We start from the raw sequence: 26,211 nt of genomic DNA on the forward strand, positions 1-26,211 counted from the left end.
TTGAACATAATCAAGAACTTTTTGTGTTCTTATTTACATTGCTACCCTTTTCATTGTTGGATGTGTTAGCTATCTTTTTAACATTAGAAGATGTAGAAGCTTTTGATGATGCAACGATATCATCCGTCCACTCAAACAGCTCATCTAAGTCATAATCCCCGCCGTGCGATTGGTCCCAAGGCATAGAGAAATCAACATTGAACCCGTTGTTTTCCAATTTTGCTGATAAAAGAGTTGGAACGGCGAGAGAGGTATCATTATCTACTGTGCCCTGACGAATACGCCAATACGAAGAAGTAGTAGTTCCCTTTGCTCCGATATAGTACAGCGGGTTCATCATTTTTATTAGGGAGGCGTCCGCAAGTGTACTGCTCACTGTGCTATTCTCTAAACCATACTGAGTAAAGTGCTGAGCCTTCGTAGTTGACGTACCAAACAGCTCGTTCTCAGCATTGGTTAAATCCAAGCCATCAAACGCAGACGGAGTCTTCATTCTGCCGACGTATTGGATGTATTGATCAAAATCAAGGTTAGTCACTTTTCCATCTTTAATTGTAATCCATGTAAGAGAAGATAAATCGGTCCCGCTGTCTAGTGCTTTTTGCGCGGAATTCATAACAAAGGATTTAACATACTCTTTAAACGTACCGTTACCATTCTTATTTAATGTTAATGGTGTTCCATTAGAATCGGTAAGCTTTAGACTATTTACATAGTTAGGGAATAGAGCACTTAGTTCGTTTGAGACTTGGATTTGATCGTCGGTCAACGTTCCTTCCACCATTTCTCTTTGAATGTGATAGTCGGTATCGCTAGAAATGACAAGCTTCTTATAATCATTAATACCATTAAATAGCCACTCATAGGCAATATCAGCATGATCTAAATCTGTGATTGCAGCGTAGGAAGATACGGCAAAGATATCGTCACGCTCATTTGCTGCTCCAAGTTTCTTTAAATAAGAGTCGTAATCCTTACTATTACCAGTAGCACCAAGCAAAGCAGAGAGTGCACCACCTGCGCTTGTCCCATTTGAAATAATTTTCTCAGCATCACCAGGCATAATTTTATCGTTATAACGTAAATAACGAACCGCAGCTTTTAAGTCCACAATAGCCGCAGGAGCTTTACCCGTATATTCTCCACTTTCATTTTGCGTTGTTCGACCGCGTGCACCAGACTCTGCTACCACGTATCCTTTTGATAGTGCCACAAGTGCCGCATTTGGTTCCCCACTTCGTTCATCTAGACCAGGACTTCCCGGCTCTGCAGGCATATAACCCCCAACTGTATTTGGAAAGAAGATAGGCGCGGTATCTGCATTGTAGCTACCAATGGATGTTCCATCATAATACTCTTCAGGCACATAAATATTCATAATTTCATACTTCGTGTCAACAGGATTCTTAACATAAACGATTTTTTCGTAAGCACGATAAGTAATCGTTTTTCCGTCTACTGTTGCCGTCTCTTCTGTGTAGTTATTCGAGTTAAATTTTAAACTGTACTTTGTAGTTGTATTAGTATCTGAATTAGCAGCAGAAACATTCATCAATGGCGCGCTTAGAAACCCACACACCAAAACAGAAGTAAGTATTTTTTTAGCTTTCATTTTTTAATCTCCTTCTTAAAAACTATACTTTTTCCTTTTAGACGGGCTTCCTGTATTAGAGGTGTATAGTACAACATCTTTGTACCCTCTATTATAGATAGCTTATATCAAATTTCTCTCCCATCATTACCTGTACTAATAAAAATATTAAAGTGAATTTAAATGAAACTAAATAAGAACTAGTCTCCCTCCTTTCATGTGAAACAGCACCTCTAGATTTAAAATTTATTGACTACACGTATTATTGCGAATAAACCTTAAGAAAACCTTAAGATTTTTCTTTTAGGAATTGAAAGCAAAATAAAAAATCACGCTCTGCGTGATTTTTTCATCGAACTCTTTGTTTTCGCATCCACTGAGTAGCGACCCATTTTTCTCCTTTCACAACAGGCGCTCCGCCGTGAAGGGTGAGTTCATTAAGTTCGGTATTTTCATAAAAATATTCAAAATACAAGCCCATTCCTTTTTGGGGAGATACAGAGAAACCTAGCTTAGGAAAATAAGTTTCTCCCCCCTCTTCAACATCGTTTAAGTACATAATTAATGTACTAATGCGATTATTTTTAGATGCTTTGCTTGTAGAAGCAAAATAATCATGATGTGCTTTATATTCCTGATCAGGTAAGTATTTTAAAATTTGGAGACCTTCAGCATGCTCAATAGATGGGCCCATAATATCAGAAACTCTCATTTCAATTGCATGTACAAGTTCGTTTTCGCTTTCTTCAAAAAACATGCCGCTACTCGTTCTCATATTATTCACTTCACGTGCAGCGCCAATTCTTGAACGTTGCATTTTATCTTTGGATAGTTGTATGAGTTCATCACATTCTTCATTACTTAGGACATTCCCTAACACTAGAACAAGAGGCTCTTCTAAACGAGTAATAATATCAATCTCTCTATCTTTTAATTTAATTTTGCTCCCCAAATGGTTAAAAATTGTTTGTTCTTTAGTCATTAAAGATGTATGATCTAGCTTCATCTTTCACCGGCTCCTCAAAAGAATTATTTTTCTGAATCTTCACCTAACTATATGTAATCGCTTACCTATATGGATTATATCATAACAGACAAGTGAATTCTGCTAGTAAAGTAAATAAAAAGACCGCTCTCATTTCAGAAAGCAGCCTACAGTCTATTCATTCATTTTTCTTTAAAAAGTTTCTTATAAAGCGATTAGCTTCTTCCGATTTCTCATGTTGAGGCGCATGTCCTACAAGCAAAGATCTCTATCATCTTATTCACCTACACCAAACCAAAAATTATCCCATATATTTTGTATTCTTGATTCCATCTTTTCAGGACCATAATAGGAAAATTCAATAAATATTCCGTCAATTAAACATAAATAAGACATAATTAAGTTTTCAATATTTCCTGGACGTATTTCTTTCTTTTCAATACCTTCTAAAAAAATAGCATGTAAAATAGACGAAAAAGAAGATTCAGACGAGAGAAATTTCTCATTTAGAATATGTTTTAGGTGCTTTGGCGGAAAAATCATAGCTCTTTTCAAAAAAGCTGATTTATTTTCATCGTGTTTATAATATTTACATGTGTCAAGAAGAATGGACTTTAGTTTCTCTTTGGGAGCTAATTCGTGAATCTCTTTTATAAGTTGATTAATTTTATAGATATGCTCTTCAAGAATAAATTCAAAAAGGCATAAATAAAGATCTTCTTTACTCTTAAAATGATTATATATTGATGGCTTCTGTATCCCTACTATCTTCGCAATTTCTGATAAGGTCGTTCCATCATATCCATACTCAGTAAAAAGTTTTAAGGAAACGGCTTTAATTTTATCCTTTGTCATTGTTACCCTCCATAATTTCTGATATCACTATATAAAATTATAAACACGTTTCCCCTCTAAATCTAATTCTTTTCATATTCTCACTCATTATAGAGAGCGAGAATACATCATCTCATTACGAAGATGCCTCAGAAATCGAGACTTCTTTCTTTTCATAGACAATATTTCCATCCTTTATTGTAAGTTGCACTTTAGTCTCAAGAATCTCATGTGTTGGCACTTCAAAAAGATTCCGATCCAAAACAATAATATCAGCAAGTTTTCCCACCTCAATTGTGCCTAGCTCATGTTCCCTAAAACATCCATGTGCTGGTCCTGATGTGTAGGCTTGTAGTGCCTCACCGATAGTCAACTTTTGTTCAGGAAACCATGTATTATTTGGATCTCCACTATTATCAATTCGTGTAACTGCCGTATATATTTGTCTCATAGGATTTAGTGATATAGAAATAGGATAGTCTGTTCCCAAACATAAATGAGCTCCAGATCTTAGAAGATTTTTTGCCTGAAAGATATTTCTCTCCCTTTTAGAACCGATAATAGCAGAATACACATCTCTTGATGAAGCGGCCATATGATCTGGTTGCATAGAAGCCATAACCCCTAACTTTGAAAATCGTTCCGTATCCATAGGATCAAGAACCTCAATATGTTCTATCGTATGCCTAGAATCTCTTTTCCCATTCTTTTCGATAGCCTTTTCAAAGGCATCTAAAGCTAAACGAATTGCAGCATCTCCAATAGCATGAAACCGTATTCTAAAACCGAGTTTGTCTGCCTCGATAACTCTATTAACTAAAATTTCCGCATCTAGAGCTGGGTGTCCATAAGAATTTGGTTGATCAGAATAAGGTTCTAGAAAATAAGCGGTATGTCCTGTTACTGTTCCATCTACAAATTGCTTTAGACCTGAGAATTGAAGATTTTTTGATTGATATTTATCACGAAGAACCTCTGCTTTCTCTAAGTCACCATCTAATTCGGGTGTAATATGAAATCGAGTTGTTAATTTTCCTTGTTGGTCAAGTTTTTCATAGAGGCTGTAATCTTGAATAAAATCGTCTATTGGAGCGTATAGGTCATTAACAGAGGTAATGCCATATTGAGCCGTCATTTCTAAAAATTTTTTTAGTAACGTTTCTTTTTTGCCTTGCGTTAATTTTAATGCTTCTTTTAGAACTACCTGTTGAGCTTGTTCATATAAAACCCCTGTAAGTAAACCGTTTTCATCTCTTTCAAAGCGACCAAAGCTTGGATCATCTATATCTTCGTTAATTCCTGCTAAACTCATAGCCTTACTGTTTACCCATGTATAATGACCTTCAGCATGAAAGAGAACAACAGGTTGATTTGGAATCATAGAATCAAGGATTTTGTAATGTGGTTCTTGTTTATCATCCCAATAACCAGCATCCCATTGCATCCCTATAATCCATTCACCTTCCTCACATTCCTTTGAAAATTCCCCAACCTTTTTAGCTACGTCCTTAGCTGACATAGCGTCAGATAGATTAACACTATTTATACTTAATGAACCAAACATAATGTGAAGATGAAAATCATGAAATCCAGGCATAATGAGTTGATTTCCATAATTTAATATTTTAGTCTCATTTCCGATAAGATGTTCAATTTCAGTTTTTGACCCTACCCCTATAATTTTATTATCTAAAACCGCAATTGAGCCTGAAGTTGGTTTCTCCGTAAGTCCCGTAAATAAAGCATCACTTGAAATCACCATATCTGCTTTTTTCATATCCATATAAATTACCTCTTTCCTTATAAAATGATAAATACATATCTATATATAGGCTCTTACATAGAGCTTATATTTTTGTTTTGCAAATCAAATTCTGGAGGACGCTTTTGAAACATTTTGGTTAAATATAGTAAATAAATAAAACCAACCAATAGCCAAGTTCCTCCTAATAATAGAGAGTAAATATTTAACTTCGTTATAAACAATAAAATAATAACAGCACCTATTAGAGGAATGAGTAAATTAAATATGCCACTTCTCAGCGTCCTCTGCTTTCCTCTTATAAAATAGTGAACAATTACAGCAATATTCACAAACATAAAAGAGAATAGAGCTCCAAAGTTAATGAGAGAGGTAGCTGTTTCTATACTTAGAAATATGGCACTTAATGCAATACAAGCAATTATGAATAAGTTATAGATTGGTGTTTTAAAGGTTAAAGAAATATAACCAAACACTTTTTTAGGAAGAACATTATCTCTGCCCATCGCATACAATATCCTCGCTCCACTAGTACCTGAGGCTATGGCAGATGAGACGGAAGAGGTTAATACAACAGAAACAAACAGGCTATTCAGAAAATTACCTCCAGCATATTTTATGACATCTACTATAGCTGTATCAGGATTTTGAAACGTACTAAACTTTGGAAATATAGCCTGTGCGAAATAAGTTGCAATGACGAAGAGTAGACCTCCTATTAATGTAATAGCAAAAATAGCCTTGGGGAGTGCTTTTTTAGGATTTTTAGTCTCTTCAGCCAACGTAGTAATCGCATCAAACCCGAGAAAACTAAAACATAGGAGAGGAACAACAGATAGAATGTTATTCCAATCAACACTTGCACTATAAAAAGGTTCTCTCGTAAATAGTTCCCCTTCCCCCTTTCCTGAGATCAATCCCTGTATACAAAAGAAACTAAAAATGAGAATGAAAGAGATTTGGAAAAAGACAAGAAAGGTATTAACATTTGTAGCAATTTTAATTCCCAAAATGTTAACTATCGTTACAATTACCACAAAAAACACAATACAAAGTTCGATTGGAACTTTTGGAAAATACGCATTTAGCATAGTTCCAAAAAGTAAGGAACTAATCATAGGGCTAAACATATAATCTAGCAAGATGACCCATCCTACTAGAAAACCAAGATGTGAATTAATCCCTTTCTGAACAAAAGCATAAGCAGAACCAGTGGCAGGATAAACTTTAACCATTTTGGCGTAACTATAAGCAGTGAATAAGATAACCATTAAAGCAATAATATAAGCTGTTGGCACCATCCCTTTAGTTTGATTAATAGCGATGCCATATGTGCTAAAAACAGTAATAGGGGCCATAAAAGATAGACCAAATAAAACGATATGCCTTGTATTTAACAAAGGTTTCAACTCAGATGTTTCTTTTGTCATAACACTCTCCTCCTTCATTCAATAATGTCTTAAAATTTATATAAATCTCATTTTATGTAAATACTAAAATGGCACCACAAAGATTATTAAAACGATGATAATTATCTATATACTGCGGAAGAAATGAGAGTTTTTAATAAGGAAGCTAAAATATACTTGTTTATGCAGGATAAGATTTTATAAGTAGATGTATAGGAGTAGATCATCATTTATTTTTATTTTTGACATAACACCCTACCCAATATTAACTACCGTTAGTTAGTATAGGCAGGATGTTGATTTATGACTAATCAGTTAATCGAGTGACTGCACATTAAGAAATACAATTGTAAGGCATTTGAAGAGAAATATGGTTACTGGCTGCTGGTTGTTTTCCATTCCAAGAATAGCATATAGATATATTTTATGTTGAAATTTGTCATCTTGTCTTACATAGATAAGATGACAAATTAACTTTTAATATGGTTTTTACTTAATAATTTTTCTGAGACGTAGATGCAGGTTGTTGTTGTGTAATACAATGAATATTTCCTCCAGCTATCGGAAGCTCACGCGTATCTATTAAGATGACTTTTCGATCTGGATAAATTTCCTCAAATTTCTTTCGAGCTTTATCATCACTTGGATCATCAAATGAAGGAACAATTACAGCTCCGTTGCATAGATAGCAATTAATATATGTGGCAACAAAAGGCATGCCTTCTTCACGCTTATAACTAGACGATGCAAAATCAATATTCTCACTGGCTTCCTTAGAGAGAATAAGTTCATTAGGTAATTCAATTTTATGAATGATTAGAGGTCTGCCCTTCGCATCTGTAGCTTCTTTTAGTATTTTATATGCTTCCTGATGAACATGGTATTGAGGATGATTAACATCTTCTGTCCAGCCAATAGCAACTTCTCCTGGACGAACAAAAAAAGCCAAGTCATCTACATGTCCATCTGTTTCATCTCCTATCAATCCATCTTTAAGCCATATTACTTTTTCAATGTTTAAATACTCCTTTAATCTATCTTCAATTTCACTTTTAGAAAGATGTGGGTTGCGGTTCTTGTTTAATAGACATTGCTCTGTTGTAATTAAAGTTCCTTCTCCGTCTACCGTAATAGATCCACCTTCTAAGATAAATTCTGTACATTCATAACAGTTTTTGTTTTCGATTTCAAGAACTTTCTTTTTCACCATTAAATCAAGATCCCAGGGAAAGTATAATCCTCCTTGAAGTCCTCCCCAAGCATTAAACCCCCAGTTTATTCCTCTTATCTCTCCCTCCTCATTCTTTACAAATGTAGGACCAATATCTCTCATCCAAGCATCATTTGAAGAGATTTCTACAACTCGAACATGATGAGGAAGCATAGCTCTTGCATTTTCGTACTGTTCTGCGTTCACACCTACGGTAACAGGTTCAAACTCAGAGATAGAACTTACTACTTTAGCAAAAACTTGTTGTGCAGGTTTTGCTCCATTGCGCCACGTATCTGTTCTAACAGGCCATAACATCCATGTACCTGCATGTTGTTCAAACTCTCCGGGCATTCTAAACCCGTCCTTTTTAGGTGTACTATTTGTAATTGATAAACTCACTGTAAATTCCTCCTTAAACCTTTCAGTTTCTGTCAGTTATTTATAATGCAAGTTTTGTGCCAATTCATTTTCAATTTAATATTTAGAGATTCGTAAATAAAAAGTTAGGAGATATCATATTTTTTCATTCGACGTACAACGGCAGATTGAGTCAAGCCAAGCTTCTCTGCCATTTTACGAGTAGATTTATATTTAGAATAAGCTCTTAAAATCATCTTACGCTCTATACTATCTAAATACTCAGAAAGACTTTTTCCTTGTAACTCCTCTTCCTCTGCTCCTAATGAAGCTGGTTCATCGTCAGTTTTTAGCATGTGGTATGGCAAGTCATTTTCCAAGATTTTTTCTTGCCTTACTGTAATAACAAGTCTTTCGATAAGATTTTCTAGTTCACGGATATTTCCAGGCCAGTTATAACGATAGAAAAAAGGCTGAACTTCTTTTGATAATACGACATTTCTTTGATATTTATAGTTATACGTTTGAAGAAAGTGATGTGCAAGTGGGAGAATGTCTTCTCTTCGTTCTTTAAGGGAAAGAATCTCTATAGGAATGACATTTAACCGATAATACAGATCTTCTCTAAAACGTTTTTCTTTTACAAGCTGTAGTAAATCCTGGTTTGTTGCTGTAATTATCCTTGTATCAGAGTGCTGTAAAACTGTAGAACCAATAGGAAGAAACGACTTATCTTGAAGAAATTGAAGCAGTTTAGGCTGTAGTTCTAGAGGGAATTCACCAATTTCATCTAAAAATAAGGTTCCACCAGAGGCTTCTTCTATTAAACCTGTTTTTCCTCTGCTGTTAGCCCCTGTAAAAGCTCCTTTCTTATAACCGAACAATTCTGACTCAATTAAATTAGCTGGAAGAGCTCCACAGTTTACTTGAACAAATGGTTGATTTCTTCGGTCACTTAAAACATGGACTTCTTTTGCGAACACGCTTTTTCCGACTCCTGTTTCTCCTTGTAATAGAATAGTAGCGTCAAAATTAGCAACTCTTCTTAAAAGATCCATTACTTCATTATGTGCGTCACTCGTTCCAATAAGTCGCTTTTCTCCTGTTTCGACCCTTTTCTCACTTTTCATTTTCTGTATTTCATTCCAGTATTGACTCATAAGAGTTTCTGCTTTTTTAAGTTTAAAAGCATTTTTAACCATCTCAGAAATATCTTTAACATGCACAATTACGTATTCTTCTCCTGTTTCCTCTAATTCAATTAAACTACCTGTAGCTAAATATTGAATTCCTTTTGAAGTTTGAGCTTTAGATATTGTTTTTCTTTTCTTTAGTACAATTTTTGTGACAGAAGGAGTAAATAAATTTCGTGCTTCTAGTTCATCAGCTGTTTTCCCAATAATATCTTTTCGCTTCACACCTAGTTGTTTTTCACTTGTTTGATTAATCCATAATGTTACTCCATTTTTATTAGCTATATAAATACCATCTTTTAATTGATCAAGCATCATTTTTATTTCTGAGCTTAAAAAGATAGGGCTCATAGCTTTCCCTCCAATCCTATCTGAGTCGATATCGATTTGTATTTGAATCACTATCGATTCATTTTAAATTATTATTCTGAAAATTTCAATTAAACATCACCTTTTTATGTTGGCACGATACTTGCACCTAATTACAGTACGGAGGTGATTTAACAAATATGAATGGTTTAAATATTAATCAAAAAAGACTGCTCCAATCTATAAAAGAAAGTTCAGCAATTGGAGCAACTCCTAATGGAGGCTTACATCGTTTAGCTTTAACAATAGATGATCAACAAATGAGAAATCTACTCATCAATTGGTTTGAAGAAGAAGGATTATCTATTAGAGTAGATGATTTTGGCAATATGTATGGTAGACGTGAAGGAAAACATCCTCATCAAATGCCTGTTGTCATTGGATCACATCTCGATACTCAGCCTTGTGGAGGGCGTTTTGATGGAGTTTTAGGTGTATTAGCAGCTTTGGAGGTTGTTCGTTCTCTGAACGAGGCAAATGTACAAACAGATCGTCCAATTGAGATTATTAATTTTACAAATGAAGAAGGAGCAAGATTTGAACCACCAATGCTAGGATCTGGTGGAGTATGTGGTGTATTTGAGAAAGATTTCATTTATTCTCGCCAAGATAAAGATGGAATAAAGTTTCGTGATGCCCTTTCAGATATTGGTTATAAAGGACTAGAAGAGAATAGGTTACAAAAAGCAGAATACTTTATAGAACTACATATCGAACAAGGCCCTATTCTTGAAGAAGAACAATTAGAAATTGGAGTTGTAGAAGGTATTCAAGGAATTAGTTGGATTAGTGTTACAGTGGAAGGTGAGATGAATCACGCTGGTCCGACGCCAATGGAAAATCGTAAAGATGCAGTTGTAGCAGCAGCAAAGATGATAGAGAGCATAGATAAATTAGCACAAGAATATGAAGGTTTAAAAACTACGGTTGGACAATTAAACGTCTATCCTAACGTACCTAATGTTATTTCAGGAAAAGTTGAGTTTATCGTTGATATTCGCCATGAAGATGATGAACAGAGAGAAAGAGCTCTTGAAGTCATGAAACAGCAATTGAGCACAATCTCAGGTTTATGCGATGTAGAACTAACTTTTCATACCTCATGGGAAAATGATAGCGTTACTTTTTCTGAAAAAGTTATTGAGACAATTAGCAAATGTGCGGGAAACAGAAATTTATCTACTAAACGAATGTTTAGCGGACCTGGGCATGATGCGAAATATATGGCTGAAATAGCTAAAACAGGGATGATATTTGTTCCAAGCCATCGAGGCATTAGTCACAATGAAGAGGAATTCACGAGAGATAACGACTTAGTAAATGGCGCCAATCTTTTGCTAGATGTTGTGTGCCAGTTATCTGGGGCAAAAATCCCAAAAACTATTTAATGAATAGGAGCGATATAAATGAAAAATCAAACGCTTTATACACTAGCTGAATTGGATAAACAACATATTTTACATCCTTCTACGTCCCCTGCTTTTAATCGTAATAATGGACCTACGATTGTTTTTGAGCGAGGTGAAGGACTTCATATCTTTGATATGGATAACAACAAATATATTGATGGTGTGTCTATGTTATGGAATGTAAACGTAGGACACGGTAATAAAGAGTTAGCACAAGTTAGCTTCGATCAAATGCAAAAGCTAGCTTACAGCTCAATGTTTTATGGGTATTCAAATGAACCGGCCGTAAAACTTGCTGAGAAAATTACCTCTATGACACCTGGGGACTTAGACAGCGTATTTTACACCTCCGGGGGTTCTGAATCTAATGATACAGCTTTTAAATTAGCTCGTTTTTATTGGGAAAGAAAAGGATTAGCAAACAAAAAGAAAATTATTTCATTAAAAAGAGGATACCATGGGGTAACGGTTGCCGCTCAAAGAGCTACAGGTATTGAAGTATATCGTGCATTTTCAGGCTCAGGAGATCCCGACATTATAAATGCGGAACCTCATTTAACTTCTTGTGAACTTGGTGATATCAATCACCCTTCTTATCAAAACAGTATTCGCGGTACTATTGAACGAGAAGGTGCTAATCATGTAGCAGCTGTTATTATAGAACCTATTCAAGGCGCTGGTGGCGTCCACGTACCTCCAGAAGATTATTTACAGGCTGTTCGTAAATTATGTGATGAGCAAAACATTCTCCTTATTGCAGATGAAGTAATTTGTGGTTTTGGTCGTACTGGTCGTTCCTTCGGTGTAAATCATTGGGACATTGTTCCTGACTTAATGTCTGTGGCAAAAGGAATTACAAGTGGATATGCTCAACTTGGAGCGGTTGTAATGCGAACACCTATTATGGATGCTATATGTGAAGTACCGGATATGCTTGCTCATGGATTTACCTATAGTGGTCATCCTACAGCATGCGCAGTTGGCTTAAAAAACCTTGAAATTATTGAAAGAGAAAATCTCATTGATCAAGCTGATCAAATGGGGAAACTTCTTTTAAAAGGATTTGATTACCTCAGCGATAAATATCACTTCTTTCAGAATGGTCGAGGACGAGGGTTGTTAACGGGGTTTGATTTAATAAAAGACCCTGAACAAAATATCACATTTACACCAGAGGAAGCTGCCGCAATGAGTATTGTTGAAGAATGTAAGAAACGTGGATTGCTTATTAGAGGATTTGATTTCGAACCTGGGATGAACATTGTGGCTATCGCTCCCCCTCTTATCTCACAACAAGAGGATATCGAGACCATTATCTCAATTGTAGATGAATCACTCTCTACGTATTCAAAACGACTTGGGCTATAAGGAGGAAACACTCGTGTTGAACATAACAAAAGAAGTATTAGCTTTCTTAGAAGAACCTAAAACACTATTTATCAATGGAGAATGGTATTCATCTCCTATGACTCGTACCTTTGAAACATTTAATCCAGCTACCGGCGAACTTCTCGCTCAGGTTGCTGAGGCAACGGAAGAAGACGTTGATCGAGCTGTTTATGCAGCTCGATCTGCATTCGAACATGGAGAATGGGCTCGGATGGATGGCTCAATTCGTGGTCAATATTTATATAAGTTAGCAAACTTAATGGAAAGAGATATTCGCATTTTAGCAGAGATCGATACACTAGATAATGGAAAACCTATCGCAGAAATGCTAGGTAATGACTTACCAAACGCTATTGAGCAGCTTCGTTATTATGCAGGTTGGACAACAAAATGGGGTGGCCAAACGATTCCTATGTCTCCTCAATATTTCACTTATACACAGCATGAACCAGTCGGCGTTGTAGGACAAATTATCCCTTGGAACTTTCCTATTATGATGGCGATTTGGAAAATCGCACCTGCTTTAGCTACCGGATGTACTGTCGTATTAAAGCCCGCTGAGCAAACTCCCCTGTCAGCTTTATATCTTGCTAAATTAATTAAAGAAGCTGGGTTTCCAAAAGGAGTTGTAAACATTATAAATGGAAAGGGTTCTATCACAGGTGAAGCACTTGTACAGCACCCTGATGTCGATAAGATTGCTTTTACAGGCTCTACCGCTGTTGGGAAAGCAATCATGCAGAAAGCTGCACAAACACTAAAGCGCGTAACATTAGAATTAGGAGGAAAATCTCCTAACATTATCTTACCTGATGCAGATTTAACAAAAGCTATACCTGGTGTATTTTCCGGAATTATGGCTAACCAAGGGCAAGTTTGTTGCGCCGGGTCTAGGGTCTATGTTCAAAAAGATTCTTATGACCACGTTGTTCAAGAGTTAAAACATTATGCTGAAAATGTGAAATTAGGAAATGGTTTAGAAGAAGATACAGAGATGGGACCTTTAGTATCGAAAAAACAACAAGATACAGTTCTTTCCTACATTGAGCAAGGAGTTAATGAAGGTGCAACACTATTAGCTGGTGGCCAAAAGTTAGATAAAGGTTGCTTTATTACTCCTACTGTTTTTACTGATGTAGATGATGAGATGACAATTGCGAAAGAAGAGATATTTGGTCCTGTTGTTGTTGTTATCCTTTATGATACACTAGAAGATGTTGTGTCTAAAGCTAATAACTCAATTTACGGTTTAGCAGCTGGAATATGGACAGAAAATGTAAAAAACGCCCACCAATTAGCAAGTAAATTAAAGGCCGGAACTGTATGGGTCAACTGTTATAATCTTACGAATGCAGCTGTTCCTTTTGGAGGTTACAAACAATCAGGATATGGAAGAGAAATGGGATCGTATGCATTAGAAAATTATACAGAAGTTAAAAGTGTTTGGGTAAATTTAGATTAGAGAGGTTATCCTTGGATGAATAATTCAACTAAACAAGTAGCTCCGGAGCGTCAATTGAGGATGAAACATGTAGTAGCGATTGGCTTTGCTTATATGGCTCCTTTTGCTGTATTTGACACTTTTGGGATTGTCTCACATGTTACAACTGGACTTGTTCCCCTTGCTTATTTTATTGTGTTTATCTCTATTTTATTTACAGCCCTTAGTTATCGGAAGCTTGTGCAAAAGTATCCAATAGCAGGTTCTGTATATTTATATACGAAGAGAATTATTCACCCTTATGCCGCAATCCTGGTTGGATGGGTATCCTTTATCGCTTATTTAGCCTTACCTATGATTAATGCTTTACTAGCTAGCGTTTATTTATCATCAGGGTTTCCAAATGTTCCAAAGTGGGTGTGGGTCATTTCATTAATTACTTTTATTACTTTAATGAACTGTGTAGGAATCAAAATAGCGACAACCCTAAATACTTGGCTTGTTATCTTACAATTCATTGTTGTAATAGTTTTTATAGGTCTTTGTCTCAAAGATTTATTAAATACATCAGCTCAATTTATGCCTGTTCATGATTTATTGCCAACACCTAATGAATTTCCTACTCTACTTCCTGGAGCAGCTCTCCTTACGTTATCTTTTGTAGGCTTTGATGCCATCACAAATCTATGTGATGAAACAATTAGGCCAGAAAAAACGATTCCAAAAGCTATTATCTTACTAGCAATAGGTGGACTAGTCTTTTTCGTTACTGTTACCTATCTTATGCAATCTCTTTTTCCTAGTGCTAGTCAGTTTAATAATTATGAAGCAGCTTCTCCCGAGATTGCCGTTCATTTAGGTGGGAACTTGTTTCTTGCTTTCTTTTTAGGAGCAGCTTTATTATCTTGCATTGCTTCTGGATTAGCATCACAGTTAGTCGCATCAAGATTTTTATATGCAATGGGACGAGATGGGGCATTGCCTAAGAGAGTGTTCTCTTATTTGCACCCTCGTTCTAAAACACCCCTTTTTAATATACTAATAGTGGGATTACTAGCAGCAACTGCGCTTTTTTTAGATTTAGAAAAGGCAACAGCCCTCGTTAATTTTGGGGCTTTCTCGGCTTTCACTTTTGTTAACATCTGTGTTTTATATGCCTACTTTAAGAGGAAAAAGAAACCTGCTTTTTTGGAGAATTTCCTATTCCCTTTCCTCGGCCTAGTTTTTACTGGTTTTCTCTGGATAAGTCTTAATCCTTTTTCTTTACTTATAGGAGGCATTTGGACTTTGTTAGGGATAGTGTATCTGACTAGTACAACGCGTTTCTTTAAGAAAGCACCTGTTGATCTTCACTATGATGAACTAAGTGGCATGTAATACCCATATTTACCAATTAATTAAAACTAGTTTCACACTTAGCTAATGACGGAGATGCTAAATCACTTGTTATCCAATCTCAACAGGTCACTGAAGAACATCAAAGATATGCTGATGTAAGGCTTAATACAATTTGCCTATCCATTTGTTCTTAACTTGATTTAAATGAAGCGTTAGAACAAAAAAAGGTCATAAGGAAAGAACACTTCAAAACAGAATGATTGCTCCTTTTAACTCAAAGTGTAAAAAAACAGGTAATTCCCCTAGGGAACTGCCTGTTTTTTTATAAGTTGTACTAAGAAAGCCTATCAGTTTCTTCTTGTGTAAGAGCTATATTGTTTCACTGTCTTCTCCTAGGATTGTAGTCATAACTTGTTTAAGAATTACATTAGAATGCAATATTCTCTCTTTTGTACGCCATGCTACAAAACCATCCGGTCTTATTAATACGGCACCTTCCGAGGAAACATTGTACACGGATTCCCAATTCCCCTCATACTCAACCAGATTACTCTCTGAACCAAGGCCATAAACATCGATACAAATGCCTAGGTGAGAAGCTACATCCTCAGCAGCAGTGCGCCAATATTTATTATCTTCCCCTGTTAATAAGACAAAGTTTTCATCTATTAAATCTAGAACAGATATATACTTATCTCCATCCTTCAACCACATATGTGGAGCACGTGTACCTGGTTTTCCATTTAACTCTAATCGATCCATTCTATGTGTAGTGAATTTTTCCTCAATGATAGCTTCTGAGCTATATTTATATCCTACGGTAATTGCAAGATGATCCATATTATTAAGAGTGCTTACACCTTTATTCATCGCCTTAAATAACAAATCACTAGCATATTTAGTCGTTTTTTCTACAACATCGTATCTTTCGTCATGATAAGTTTGAAGCAATCTTGGATGCGCTTTTTTTTGGATGACTGCTGCTAATTTCCAAGCTAAGTTATGGGCATCTTGAATCCCTGTGTTTGAACCAAATCCTCCAGTAGGCGGCATAAGGTGTGCGGCATCTCCAGTTAAAAAGACTCGCTTATCCATAAAACAAGTAGCTGTATGTTCTACAGCTGCCCAAGGTAAAATACTGAAGATGACAATATCAATAGTTGAAACTCCTATAGCTTTTTTTATGATTTCACGGCATCGCTCTTCAGAAAAATCTTCCGGACGTTCTCCATTTGAAGGATTATAGGCCACGTGGTAAATCCATTCATCACGGTTATTAACCGTGATGAATGCACCGAATGCTTCCGGATTTAAGATTTGAATCCAACCAAACTGGCTACCTTTCAGAAAATAACTTAGATCAGCCTGAAAATAGATATTAATATAGTGGCCTCCTATAACTCCTCTTCCTGTGGTTGGAATTTTCATATGTTTACGAATTGTACTTTTAGCACCATCTGCTGCAACTAAATAATCACTTCGAATGATTTCTTTCGTTCCTGTCTCTCGATCCACGATAGTGGCTGTTACACCTAAATCATCTTGCCTATATGCTACAAGTTCGGTATTATAGCGTATATGCCCTTTCCCTTGCTCAGCAGCTCGAAGAAGGATCGGTTCTAAATCCATTTGATAACAAGATGCTGCTTTTGAAGGGCTAATCTTTTCAATCCTTTCAACTATTTTTTTGTCAATTTCCCTCTGAGTACTCTCTCCCTGTTTTAATTCTGTTAGGTCTATGTTTTTGATTGTTTCTACAGCAATTCGTCCCCGAATATGATCCAACGGCTCACTAGCAGTACGGATGGCTTTCTCTAATCCTAATTGTCGAAATAATTCCATCGTACGAAACGTAATTCCTCCGGCTTTTGGATGAATAGCTGTACCAGCATGCTTTTCAATGAGCAAATAATCAGTGTTATGACGTGCAAGAAAAAGAGCAGAGGTGAGTCCAGTAAGTCCTCCCCCAACAATTAAAACTGGGACATGTTTGTGTTTCATAGACAATTTCCTTTCAATATTATATTTATCCATGGATCTTACTGAATTCAGTAATCAAACTATAATATAAAATTCAATGAACTTATAGACTTTTTTTGCATTATGTTTTATCATATAGATAGAGTACGCCCCTAATAAGGCGTGCTTTTTTCATAACAAATAATGCTTATAATCTCATAAAAATATGTAACTAATACATATTCTAGATAAACTACGCAAAGATGCTGTGAAACATCGATTAATTATATGAATATCTAACAACCCTCCCCTTCTCTCCTAAGAAGTTTCTTCTTTTTTAAAGATATACCTTACATACTTTCAGTTACCGTTACCACAATAATCAAAAAGTTTCAAAAAGCGAATCTGTATGAAAGCTCAAAAGGAGGGCAAACTATGAAAAAATAGTTTTTATACGGAGGAAAAAGAAATTGCAAGAGAATAATCATTTAACATCGCCTGAAATCTCAAATTTATGGGCCCATTATATCCGTGAAACCTTATCTGTATGTGTAAATAAATATATGCTTCAAACAATTCAGGATTCTGAAATACGGCATCTCTTCCAATTAGCCTTAAACCTTTCATCTAACCATATAGAAACTTTAAAGAATTTATTTAAGCAAGAAAATTTTCCTGTTCCTAAAGGATTTACAGAAGAGGATGTAAACCTAGATGCTCCTCCTCTATTTACAGAAGTTCTGTGTCTCAAATCTCTTTATACAATGACTACCCATGGCCTCAATGAATATAGTTTATCGTTTACAGCCTCCACCCGGGAAGATATTGTGGAATTTTATTATCAATGCAATCTTGATGCGATGGAGATTTATAAAAAAGCGAAAGATCTTCTTATCTCAAAGCAACTTTACCTACAACCACCTACATATGTAACACCAAAGAAAGTTAAGATTATAAAAAACTATAAGTATGTCACAAATATTTTGGGTAAACGTAGACCTATGAATGCCGTTGAAAGCGGACATATCTATTTTAATTTAAGTAAAGCCATGACTGCAAAGGCAGTAATGCTCGCTTTCAAACAAGTTGCTAAAGACCCGACTGTACGTACTCTATTGGAAAAAAGTCTGCAAGTAAAAAACAAGCATATTGAAGGGTTCTCCTCCTTATTAATCCAGGACAATCTTCATCTTCCCCAATCGTTGGAGACAGAAGTTACAAATTCTACGGTTTCTCCTTTTTCAGACAAACTTATGCTTCTTCAAACAGGGTTCCTTTTTGGGGTAGCCGTAACTTACTATAATGCTTCTGTCATTTCAAGTATGAGAGCCGATATTTCAGCACACTGTGAAAAGGCCGGGTTGAATAGTTTATGGATATATAGTCGTATTGGAAAAAGTATGATTGATCATAAGTGGATGGAAGAACCACCTAGAGCAGAAGATCGTAAAAAATTAGATGGTTAAATCTTTTTTAATGTCTAGTACTTTGAGGAAATCCTTCAAGTTGCTATAGACTATCTTCCTTTACATAGGTGTATACCATTTACAATTTTAGTTCATATCATGTTGCTTACAGAAAGCTATAAAGTAGAAGAGAAGATTACATTCGTAACCTTCTCTTTCTTTCTACCTAAAAATATTTATTACACGCCTCTATCAACATTATTTTTTAACACAGGTATCCATATTTCACTTTTAAAAGTTGGTGACGTTACCTCTTTATGTTCATTCCATAAAATTTCTGGTCCTTCTACTTGTTCATAATTCGAGGATGGAAACCATTCAGAATAAATTCGTCCCCATACATCTTGTAATGTCTCTGGGAATGGCCCAACTGCTTCGAACACCGCCCACGTTAAAGCAGGTACTTTAAGCTGTTTCAGATTATCTGGACATTTCTTTGTTGTTGCCACACCAATATAATGGTCAAGCTCCCCTTTTTCTTCCATTCGCTCCTCAGAAAAATTCACGGATGCGCTAAGCAGTCCTAATGGTTCGACATTAGAAAGGTTTTTGAGTTTATTTATCGTTTCCTCATTTAAACTTTCCCACATAGCAGCAATATGTGGGTTAACTCCGTGAAAAATGATCGGGACTCTTTCTTTAATACCCACTATACAAAATGCCTCTTTTTCTTCAATTCGATAGTTCATTTCATTTCCTCCTTTAATTGATAACTCGAAGGTCATTCGTGGATAGGCTTTAAGTGAATGGCCATTCTTTTTAGCTTCTGAAGGAGTTATCCCATGTAAATTTTGAAAAGCTCTTGTGAAAGAATCCGGTGAATTATATTGATATTTTATCGCAATATCAATAACTTTCCTGTTACTATTTTTAAGTTCGAATGCTGCAAGAGTAAGGCGTCTTCGCCGAATGTACTCTGACAACGTAATGCCCGCTAGGAAAGAAAACATTCTTTTAAAGTGATATTCAGAACAAAAAGCCCTCCTTGCTACTTCTCTAAAATCCACATCGTTAGTTAGATTCTCCTCGATATATTGTAAAGCTCCATTCATATTCCTAAGCAAATTCATTTATATGACCTCCTTATGATCAGAATAGCAGAATTTAAATTGAGCTATCCGACATTTTGTGCACCATTATGTAGGTTTTCCTCGTTCTATTGGTCTTAATTAGCCTTTCGTTATAGCTTTCCTCTATTACACCTAAAAACTGATTCTGTGGTGAAGTAAACCCAAAACATGAATTTCACCTTTTTAAATTGAATTTCAACACAGAGCTACTTTGTTCATAACAAAGCTATTTCACCAGATATAGTAAAGAGTACATATAACAAATCTATCATTTCATCTATTTAAAAAACAGAAAAAGGAGGCATGCGAGATAGAATATTAGCTCACCTAAATCTTTTCTTGAAGTTAAGAAGGTCCAGTCCCTTAAGCAACAAGGGCTGGACCTTCTATTTATTCTTCTTTATACAGATTTTTATCCATCTTAGTGTATCAAGCTTTCTCTCGTTCTCCGCCATAAAATACTGCATGATAATGAATGATTTTATCCATTTCTTCGTAATATGTAATCCTGAATCCTCTTTAGAAAACGTTTCCGATTTTATATCTCTTGTATCATTCAAAATGAAGAACTCATGTATATGTAATCACATTGCTTTGAAAAGCCTACCCTTCTTCCCTAAACTCAAAGCTACTTTAGCATACCTGCACCCCTTTAATATAATCTGTGGTTATTCTTTATTAATCGCCTCTTTATGGTTACATTGAGGAAAAGAAACACATCCAAAGAAACGTTCTCCATTTCTATGACGTATGCCTAGCGAGTTTCCGCATACAGGACATGTACGAGGCTCTGGCTTGACCTCTCGATAAATATCTTCGGCTGTATGTATAGGATTTACCTCTAAAATCAAAGTTTGAAGAGCATGACGATCAAATAATTGCACATGACACACTTCGGCCAACACTTTAGCCTGCTTTGTAAAAAAACTATTTGTCATCACCCATGCTTCATCCGCTTCATAATAGGCTTGAGCGCCATAGACTTCTTGAACAGCCGACTGGCTAACCTTGTTTTTAACGCCGTAACGCTTGGCTTGAATGACAATTTTCTTTTTCCCTTTCATAATTAAATCCGCCCCAAAATCTCCTGACTGAGGGGCAAGCTGTGCCTTATATCCTAACTGCTGAAATAAAGCTTTTAAATACATCTTAAATTGAAATCCGTCCATCTGGTCAATATAAGGAATCCCTGATTGCATTAAACGCCTCAATGCTTGTCGTTTTAGTACCGTACGATAGACATAACGCATGAGTTGAAATAATACAAGCAGGAGAAAAAAAATGATAAAGATAAATACGCTGTTTGTCATTTTGTTCAATCTCCTGTTCGTGTATAAGTTTATCTCTTCTTCTCATTTGATTAAAAATTTCTTGTTATCGTCTTTAAATACTCTTCTTCACCTCCTCATTTTAATCTTTTTTAGAAGAATAGTAGATGGAAGCATGTAATTTTTTAATGATACTAACTATCACAACTAGTACTATATTAAATCAAAACTGATTCTGAACATAATTGCTAAAAAAACAAGCATTCAAGAAAATGAGTACTTGTTTTTTTAGCAATTAGGTATTTGATAGATGTGACTTTGTTTATATTTCTTCAACATCTTCGGAATCTTTGGATTAATATTACTGTCCCTTGTTGTTAATGAGAAAAAGGAAGGAGCCATACAGGAACCTCTCTTGGCAGTGAAAAGAGATAGCGTGCATTGCATTCTTCTTTCGTAAAAGGCCCTTCAATAAAAGAAGCAAAGTATTCGGCATCTTCTTGACTTCTCGTACCAAATAACCCTTTAACACTATACTTTATCATCTGTTGTGTAGCTTCTTCGCCGTATAAGTTCTGTAAAGAAGATAAATGAAGCACCGTAAGAGAGAAATTTACATTATATTTTCTTCCTGATGCTAGGAATAAAGGAAGATGAGGAACCTTGTAGGCTTGAGCTTCGTCCATCAAAACATGGATGCCCTTATGATAGAACCCTTGTTCTTCAATCGTCTCATATAATGTATTTATCAAGTTGGTAAACGTCTCCTCTTTCTCTTTATTCCCCTCTCTATGATCAAACTGGAGATAAACCACTGTTTTTTCTTTAATTAGAAGCTGTGCTATATATTTTATTGTTTCTTCATCCAATGAAAGAACAGGATAATCTTTTACAATATACCCCTGTTCTCGCTTTTCCCCCTGTGTAAAATGATATCTTGTACCCCGAGGATCAAATACAAGTAAGCTTTTCTCTTTTTCTTCGAGAATATTCGGCAATATATAAGTAGAGGTTTTGCCTGTAGCTACTTCTCCTATGACCACAACATGTTTATTTTCTTCTAGCGAACAAGAATCTCTTTCCTCTATTCCGCCTGATGTAATCGCTGATTTCTTGATTTTATCAGTCTTCATTTTATTCTCCTCCTTCTATCATAGAAAGGCAGTCGCTTTGCCCTCTTCCTCTTTCACCGACCCTTTTTCTTTATGATCTTGTAGGAGGTAGATTTCCTCCAACGTCAAATCCAATGCCTTAGCAATTTTTCGAATCGTTTCATACGTAGGGTATTTTCGATTTCCTCTTTCAAGTTGAGAAATCGTACATTGAGGAACCCCCGATACTTTCGCTAATTCTAACTGAGTCCATCTTTTTTTTATTCTCTTTTCCCTGATGATATTAATCTCTTCCACCCCCTTAATTTAGACCGGTTATTTTTAGAGAATATTAAATATATAGACCATATAGTCATTGCCTACATGCTTCTGTTGAAGAGTATGGATGAATTAGATTCTACTCAAAAGAACCCTTTTTCTTAAATTTATAATGAATAACAAGTCTTAACTATATGATATAAAGTTTATGCAATTTAAGGTAGTGTCATTTTTCGAGGCTCTTCTTTACCAAGAGGGGTTATAAATACTCACCCTTTTTTTTAGATGGGGCTATAAAAAGTAGTCCCTTTATACTTGAGGTTATTACAAAATAAAAAAGGTGATTACGCTTCATCGCGTAATCACCATAAACCTCCTGATTTCACTTTTCTTATCGCCTCTTTGGAATTAGAAACAGACATCTTTTTCAGTATATTTTTAATTTGGTTTTTTAGAGTATTATCTGATTTCATTAATTTCTTTTGAATATCTCTTCGTGAATGGCCTTGCTCTATCAATTTGTAAACTTCTCGCTCTGCATTAGTTAGATCTTTGAGCTGCTCTTCACTCTTCATACGTCGATAGTCTTGTAAAATAACTTCAACTGGATTAGATGGTTCATGATAAATGGAACGGATAATATGTGGTATTTTATGTACATCTTTTTTTAGAATGTAATCCGTTGCTCCTGCAATGAATGACTTTTGAATGATATCTTCATCAGACATTGACGTTAACATTAATACTTTCCAATCACCACTGCTCTTTAACTCTAATGCTGTGTAAATTCCATCCAAGTTATTATCCGTTAGATTAATATCGACAAGGAAAATATCAATATGGTCCAGTGCCTTCGATAAGTTAATAGCTTCTTCCTTTGTAGTGCCACAACCAACTAAAACGATATCATCTTCATTTCCTATAATTGTTTCCATAATATTTAACCAATCAATATCATCTTCAATAAGAACTACTCTAATGGGATTCATAAGCATCATCCTTTTAACGGGAACGTTAGCGTCACAGTTGTTCCCTTATTTAGTTCACTTTCAATGTGTAGATTACCATTACTTTTTAACATTACATCATAGCAATAATGTAAACCTAAACCAAAGTTGGTCCCCCTTCTCCCTTTCGTTGTAAAAAAGGGCTCTGTGACATGTCTTAGATTTTCTTCTGATATACCACTACCATCATCCGTAAAAGAAACCGTAATCTGATTACCATTACCTTTAGTAATGACTATCCTTATATTACCACGTTTATCCATTGACTCTATGGAATTTTTAATTATGTTTAAAAATACCTCTTTTGTATGAGTACCATCACAATAAGCATCGTTATTGGATTCATACACCTTATCTATAGTTATACACTTTGCCTCAATTTCTTTTTGCACATAATTTAAAGTTTCATCCATTAATTCACTTAAATCACAGTTATTTTTTTTAACTTGAATCTCTTGAGTTTGACTTTGCATTCTATCGACCATTTCGATTAAATGATTAGAACTTTTATTAATAATCTCAACTGCCTTTTGACATGAGGCATCAAGATTGTGACTGTGAGGTTGTATAATTTGCAGGCTTGAGTTAATTTTATAGATTTGATTTTTAATAGAATGATTTAATAAGCTTGTTCCTGAAGTCACGACTTTACTTGTTTTTTCTCTCGCTTCTCTTTCATAACGTAATTTAATTCCATTTAATGAGCCGCTCCCTAGAGCTTTCCATATAAAAATAAAAAACGAGATAACAAGAAAAAACACCACGTATCGCCAAATTTGATTACTACTATTAAAAGCTCTTACGATATAGTTTAAAATTAAGGCCGTTAATATAACTGGAAACATGAGAGACAAGGTGATAAAACGACTCTTCTTCTTTTTTTCATCTTTCTCTGTTATATATGCGTAAATGTGAATAATACATGCAATACATATATAAGGGACTGCCCAATAGAGCATAGAATCAAAATCAGGGACAATGTCTGGAACATATACAGTAGTCTCAACCATAAAAGGGATTGGAATTAACAAAATATATTTCAAAGTTCTTATAACTTTAGATGTAAACCTCCCACTATAAACAACTGCATGCATTAAAATTCCATAAGGACAAAAATAAATAGATACAAAGCCCGTGAAAATCCTTAGACTATACAAAAAAGTATTAAGTAAATCAAAGTTCATATCATTCTTGTTTAAAGCCGGGATAAATGATTCTACAATTGCACGCGATAAACCAGCTAATGACGAACATATTAGCAAAAATACGACCCATCTTAAAGATGGTGATTTAGGATCATAGCGATAACAAAGGATAGCGAATATAGCACTAACCAAGAATAAAGCAATCATTTATTAATTCCTTCAATAGTTCTTACAATGTCCAAAGGTTCCTTCACTATATAATCCGGTTGGGCTTCTTGCAATAGCACCTCAAAATCATACCCCCATGTAACAGAGATAATTTTAATATCACTCTTTTCACAAGCCATAATGTCCCGATGTTCATCACCAACAAATATAATGTTTTCTCTTTGAACATTATTACTTTTTACGTAACTATTAAGTGTGATATGGCGACCGAAGAAGCGATGAGATCTGAGAATTTCATCAAAATACTCCATGTCATTTAGTTTTAGAAATTTTTTAATGTTTTCTTGCGAATTTGCAGAAACTAATATTAACTGAAACCCTGATTCTTTTAATGTTTTCAAAACAGATTTTATGCCATCAATAGGTTCTAAATGTGGAATCTCTTCTTTATATTTCTTTACGATATCAATGGTCAACATTGGGATCTTCCACAAAGGAACATTAAATTTCTTAAATCGTTCTTTAAAAGTGATAGTACGGATATAATCACTCTGTTCTTGGGGCATTTTCGTGTATTTATATTTATCTGCAAAACTATTAAAAAGATCAAATACTACTTGTCCTGATTCTACAATTGTTCCATCAAAATCAAAAATTACTGTTTTAATCATTTTTCACATCCACTTTCATAATTCTTCTATGTTTAAACAGAACTTACATTATATATTTATAATACCATATTCTCCTTTTAATTCTGTTAAAATATTCTACTATTGTTTGGAGAAATTCTTTTAACAGATGCTAAATTTTTTTCTTCTTATTGGAAATTAAATAAAAAAGAGTTCATTAGCCAAATTGTTCACCTAATATTATAAGAAAGAATTAGAATTAAAATTGAAACTAAAAACCTAACTCTTGGCTGCAACATAGATTAAAACCTTTGGTCAACTTATTGAAGTAGTTAATTACACAAAAACAAAGAAATAGAACTACTTTTATACCTTGAATTTATCGGTTTCGTAAGCCGTATTCATGTTGTGAAGATAATTAAAAAGCCTTAGTTTTCTTAAACCAAGGCTTTTTAATCTATTAATTCACATAAAATTAGGTATAAGAATAAGTGCGCTTTCTAAATTCCATCTTATTGTATGATTAGCACACACACTACTTCTGCTTATTCTTCTTCTCAAAGCTTAAGCCAATCGTTACTCCAAAGCAAAGGCCCGTTCCAATACCTAAACCAATATGATGAAACCGAGAGCCCTACAAAAATCCAAAAGATAAACCAATTCCTAGCCATAGTGCTAAATAATTTGTACTTCTCTTTTTGTCTTCAGAGAAAAAACCGCTCCCTTATATTATCATTTTTTCTTATAGTTACTAGTACGGAGCAAAATGATATAGGTTCCATAGTTTAAAATGAATAACCTCGTTTTTTAAGGCTTCATTTTGAATATGTTCTGTATGA

At 35.0% G+C, this 26,211-nt stretch carries 20 protein-coding genes; 5 read left to right on the forward strand and 15 right to left on the reverse strand.

The annotated features are described in order from the left end of the window. Positions 1-10: 10 nt before the first annotated feature. The 7 genes from B9N79_RS11770 to B9N79_RS11800 all read right to left on the reverse strand — a co-directional run bounded on the left by B9N79_RS11770 (position 11) and on the right by B9N79_RS11800 (position 9,695). The gene (locus B9N79_RS11770) at positions 11-1,579 is read right to left on the reverse strand and encodes a subtype B tannase (RefSeq protein WP_239695511.1); all 1,569 of its coding nucleotides are present in this window, start codon (positions 1,577-1,579) and stop codon (positions 11-13) included. Between the two features lie 361 nt (positions 1,580-1,940). After that, positions 1,941-2,597, reverse strand: coding sequence for a 2OG-Fe(II) oxygenase (locus B9N79_RS11775; protein ID WP_040057424.1), 657 nt, complete (start codon positions 2,595-2,597; stop codon positions 1,941-1,943). A 255-nt stretch (positions 2,598-2,852) separates the two neighbouring features. Next, on the reverse strand, positions 2,853-3,431 hold the full coding sequence (locus tag B9N79_RS11780; RefSeq protein ID WP_046217421.1) for a TetR/AcrR family transcriptional regulator: 579 nt from the start codon (positions 3,429-3,431) through the stop codon (positions 2,853-2,855). Positions 3,432-3,546: 115 nt separating this feature from the next. After that, entirely contained in the window at positions 3,547-5,193 is a 1,647-nt protein-coding gene (locus B9N79_RS11785) for an amidohydrolase (RefSeq protein WP_085118413.1), read from the reverse strand. Between the two features lie 53 nt (positions 5,194-5,246). Further along, complete coding sequence (locus tag B9N79_RS11790) at positions 5,247-6,602, reverse strand: APC family permease (RefSeq protein WP_040057421.1); 1,356 nt, start codon at positions 6,600-6,602, stop codon at positions 5,247-5,249. 472 nt (positions 6,603-7,074) lie between these two features. Then, positions 7,075-8,193, reverse strand: coding sequence for an agmatine deiminase (aguA, locus tag B9N79_RS11795; RefSeq protein WP_082023574.1), 1,119 nt, complete (start codon positions 8,191-8,193; stop codon positions 7,075-7,077). A gap of 104 nt (positions 8,194-8,297) precedes the next feature. Beyond that, positions 8,298-9,695, reverse strand: coding sequence for a sigma-54 interaction domain-containing protein (locus B9N79_RS11800; protein WP_040057420.1), 1,398 nt, complete (start codon positions 9,693-9,695; stop codon positions 8,298-8,300). Positions 9,696-9,853: 158 nt separating this feature from the next. On the opposite strand from B9N79_RS11800, the gene B9N79_RS11805 reads away from it, so the two are divergent. Genes B9N79_RS11805 through B9N79_RS11820 form a run of 4 tightly spaced genes read left to right on the forward strand, consistent with a single transcriptional unit; the run spans position 9,854 to position 15,329 of the window. Beyond that, complete coding sequence (locus B9N79_RS11805; protein ID WP_040057419.1) at positions 9,854-11,101, forward strand: M20 family metallo-hydrolase; 1,248 nt, start codon at positions 9,854-9,856, stop codon at positions 11,099-11,101. Positions 11,102-11,119: 18 nt separating this feature from the next. Then, positions 11,120-12,490, forward strand: coding sequence for an aminotransferase family protein (locus B9N79_RS11810; RefSeq protein WP_040057418.1), 1,371 nt, complete (start codon positions 11,120-11,122; stop codon positions 12,488-12,490). Between the two features lie 13 nt (positions 12,491-12,503). Beyond that, the gene (locus B9N79_RS11815; RefSeq protein ID WP_094041247.1) at positions 12,504-13,973 is read left to right on the forward strand and encodes an aldehyde dehydrogenase family protein; all 1,470 of its coding nucleotides are present in this window, start codon (positions 12,504-12,506) and stop codon (positions 13,971-13,973) included. Between the two features lie 15 nt (positions 13,974-13,988). Beyond that, positions 13,989-15,329, forward strand: coding sequence for an APC family permease (locus B9N79_RS11820; protein WP_040057417.1), 1,341 nt, complete (start codon positions 13,989-13,991; stop codon positions 15,327-15,329). 330 nt (positions 15,330-15,659) lie between these two features. Here B9N79_RS11820 and B9N79_RS11825 read toward each other — a convergent pair whose 3' ends face one another. After that, on the reverse strand, positions 15,660-17,291 hold the full coding sequence (locus B9N79_RS11825) for an FAD-dependent oxidoreductase (protein ID WP_040057416.1): 1,632 nt from the start codon (positions 17,289-17,291) through the stop codon (positions 15,660-15,662). A 428-nt stretch (positions 17,292-17,719) separates the two neighbouring features. Between B9N79_RS11825 and B9N79_RS11830 the strand changes: the two genes are divergently transcribed. Then, complete coding sequence (locus B9N79_RS11830; protein WP_040057415.1) at positions 17,720-18,715, forward strand: DUF3231 family protein; 996 nt, start codon at positions 17,720-17,722, stop codon at positions 18,713-18,715. A 179-nt stretch (positions 18,716-18,894) separates the two neighbouring features. On the opposite strand, the gene B9N79_RS11835 is transcribed toward B9N79_RS11830, so the two are convergent. From B9N79_RS11835 to B9N79_RS11865, 7 genes are all read right to left on the reverse strand, one after another. After that, positions 18,895-19,785, reverse strand: a complete 891-nt coding sequence (locus tag B9N79_RS11835; protein ID WP_040057414.1) for an AraC family transcriptional regulator — start codon at positions 19,783-19,785, stop codon at positions 18,895-18,897. A 668-nt stretch (positions 19,786-20,453) separates the two neighbouring features. Further along, a complete protein-coding gene (locus B9N79_RS11840; protein WP_040057413.1) occupies positions 20,454-21,095 on the reverse strand; it encodes a restriction endonuclease in 642 nt (213 codons plus the stop codon). Positions 21,096-21,430: 335 nt separating this feature from the next. Next, positions 21,431-22,186: a type IV secretory system conjugative DNA transfer family protein gene (locus B9N79_RS11845; protein ID WP_040057412.1), complete on the reverse strand. Its 756-nt coding sequence runs from the start codon at positions 22,184-22,186 to the stop codon at positions 21,431-21,433. 18 nt (positions 22,187-22,204) lie between these two features. Continuing rightward, entirely contained in the window at positions 22,205-22,462 is a 258-nt protein-coding gene (locus B9N79_RS11850; RefSeq protein WP_019391034.1) for a helix-turn-helix domain-containing protein, read from the reverse strand. Positions 22,463-22,785: 323 nt separating this feature from the next. Continuing rightward, the gene (locus B9N79_RS11855; RefSeq protein ID WP_019391033.1) at positions 22,786-23,412 is read right to left on the reverse strand and encodes a response regulator; all 627 of its coding nucleotides are present in this window, start codon (positions 23,410-23,412) and stop codon (positions 22,786-22,788) included. A 5-nt stretch (positions 23,413-23,417) separates the two neighbouring features. After that, positions 23,418-24,782 (reverse strand): sensor histidine kinase, encoded by a 1,365-nt coding sequence (locus tag B9N79_RS11860; RefSeq protein WP_040057411.1) that lies wholly within the window; start codon positions 24,780-24,782, stop codon positions 23,418-23,420. After that, a complete protein-coding gene (locus tag B9N79_RS11865; RefSeq protein ID WP_040057410.1) occupies positions 24,779-25,414 on the reverse strand; it encodes an HAD hydrolase-like protein in 636 nt (211 codons plus the stop codon). Before B9N79_RS11865 ends, B9N79_RS11860 begins: the two co-directional genes overlap by 4 nt. Between the last annotated feature and the right edge of the window lie 797 nt (positions 25,415-26,211).

Source organism: Priestia filamentosa, assembly GCF_900177535.1.
Classification (GTDB): Bacteria; Bacillota; Bacilli; order Bacillales; family Bacillaceae_H; genus Bacillus_I; species Bacillus_I filamentosa.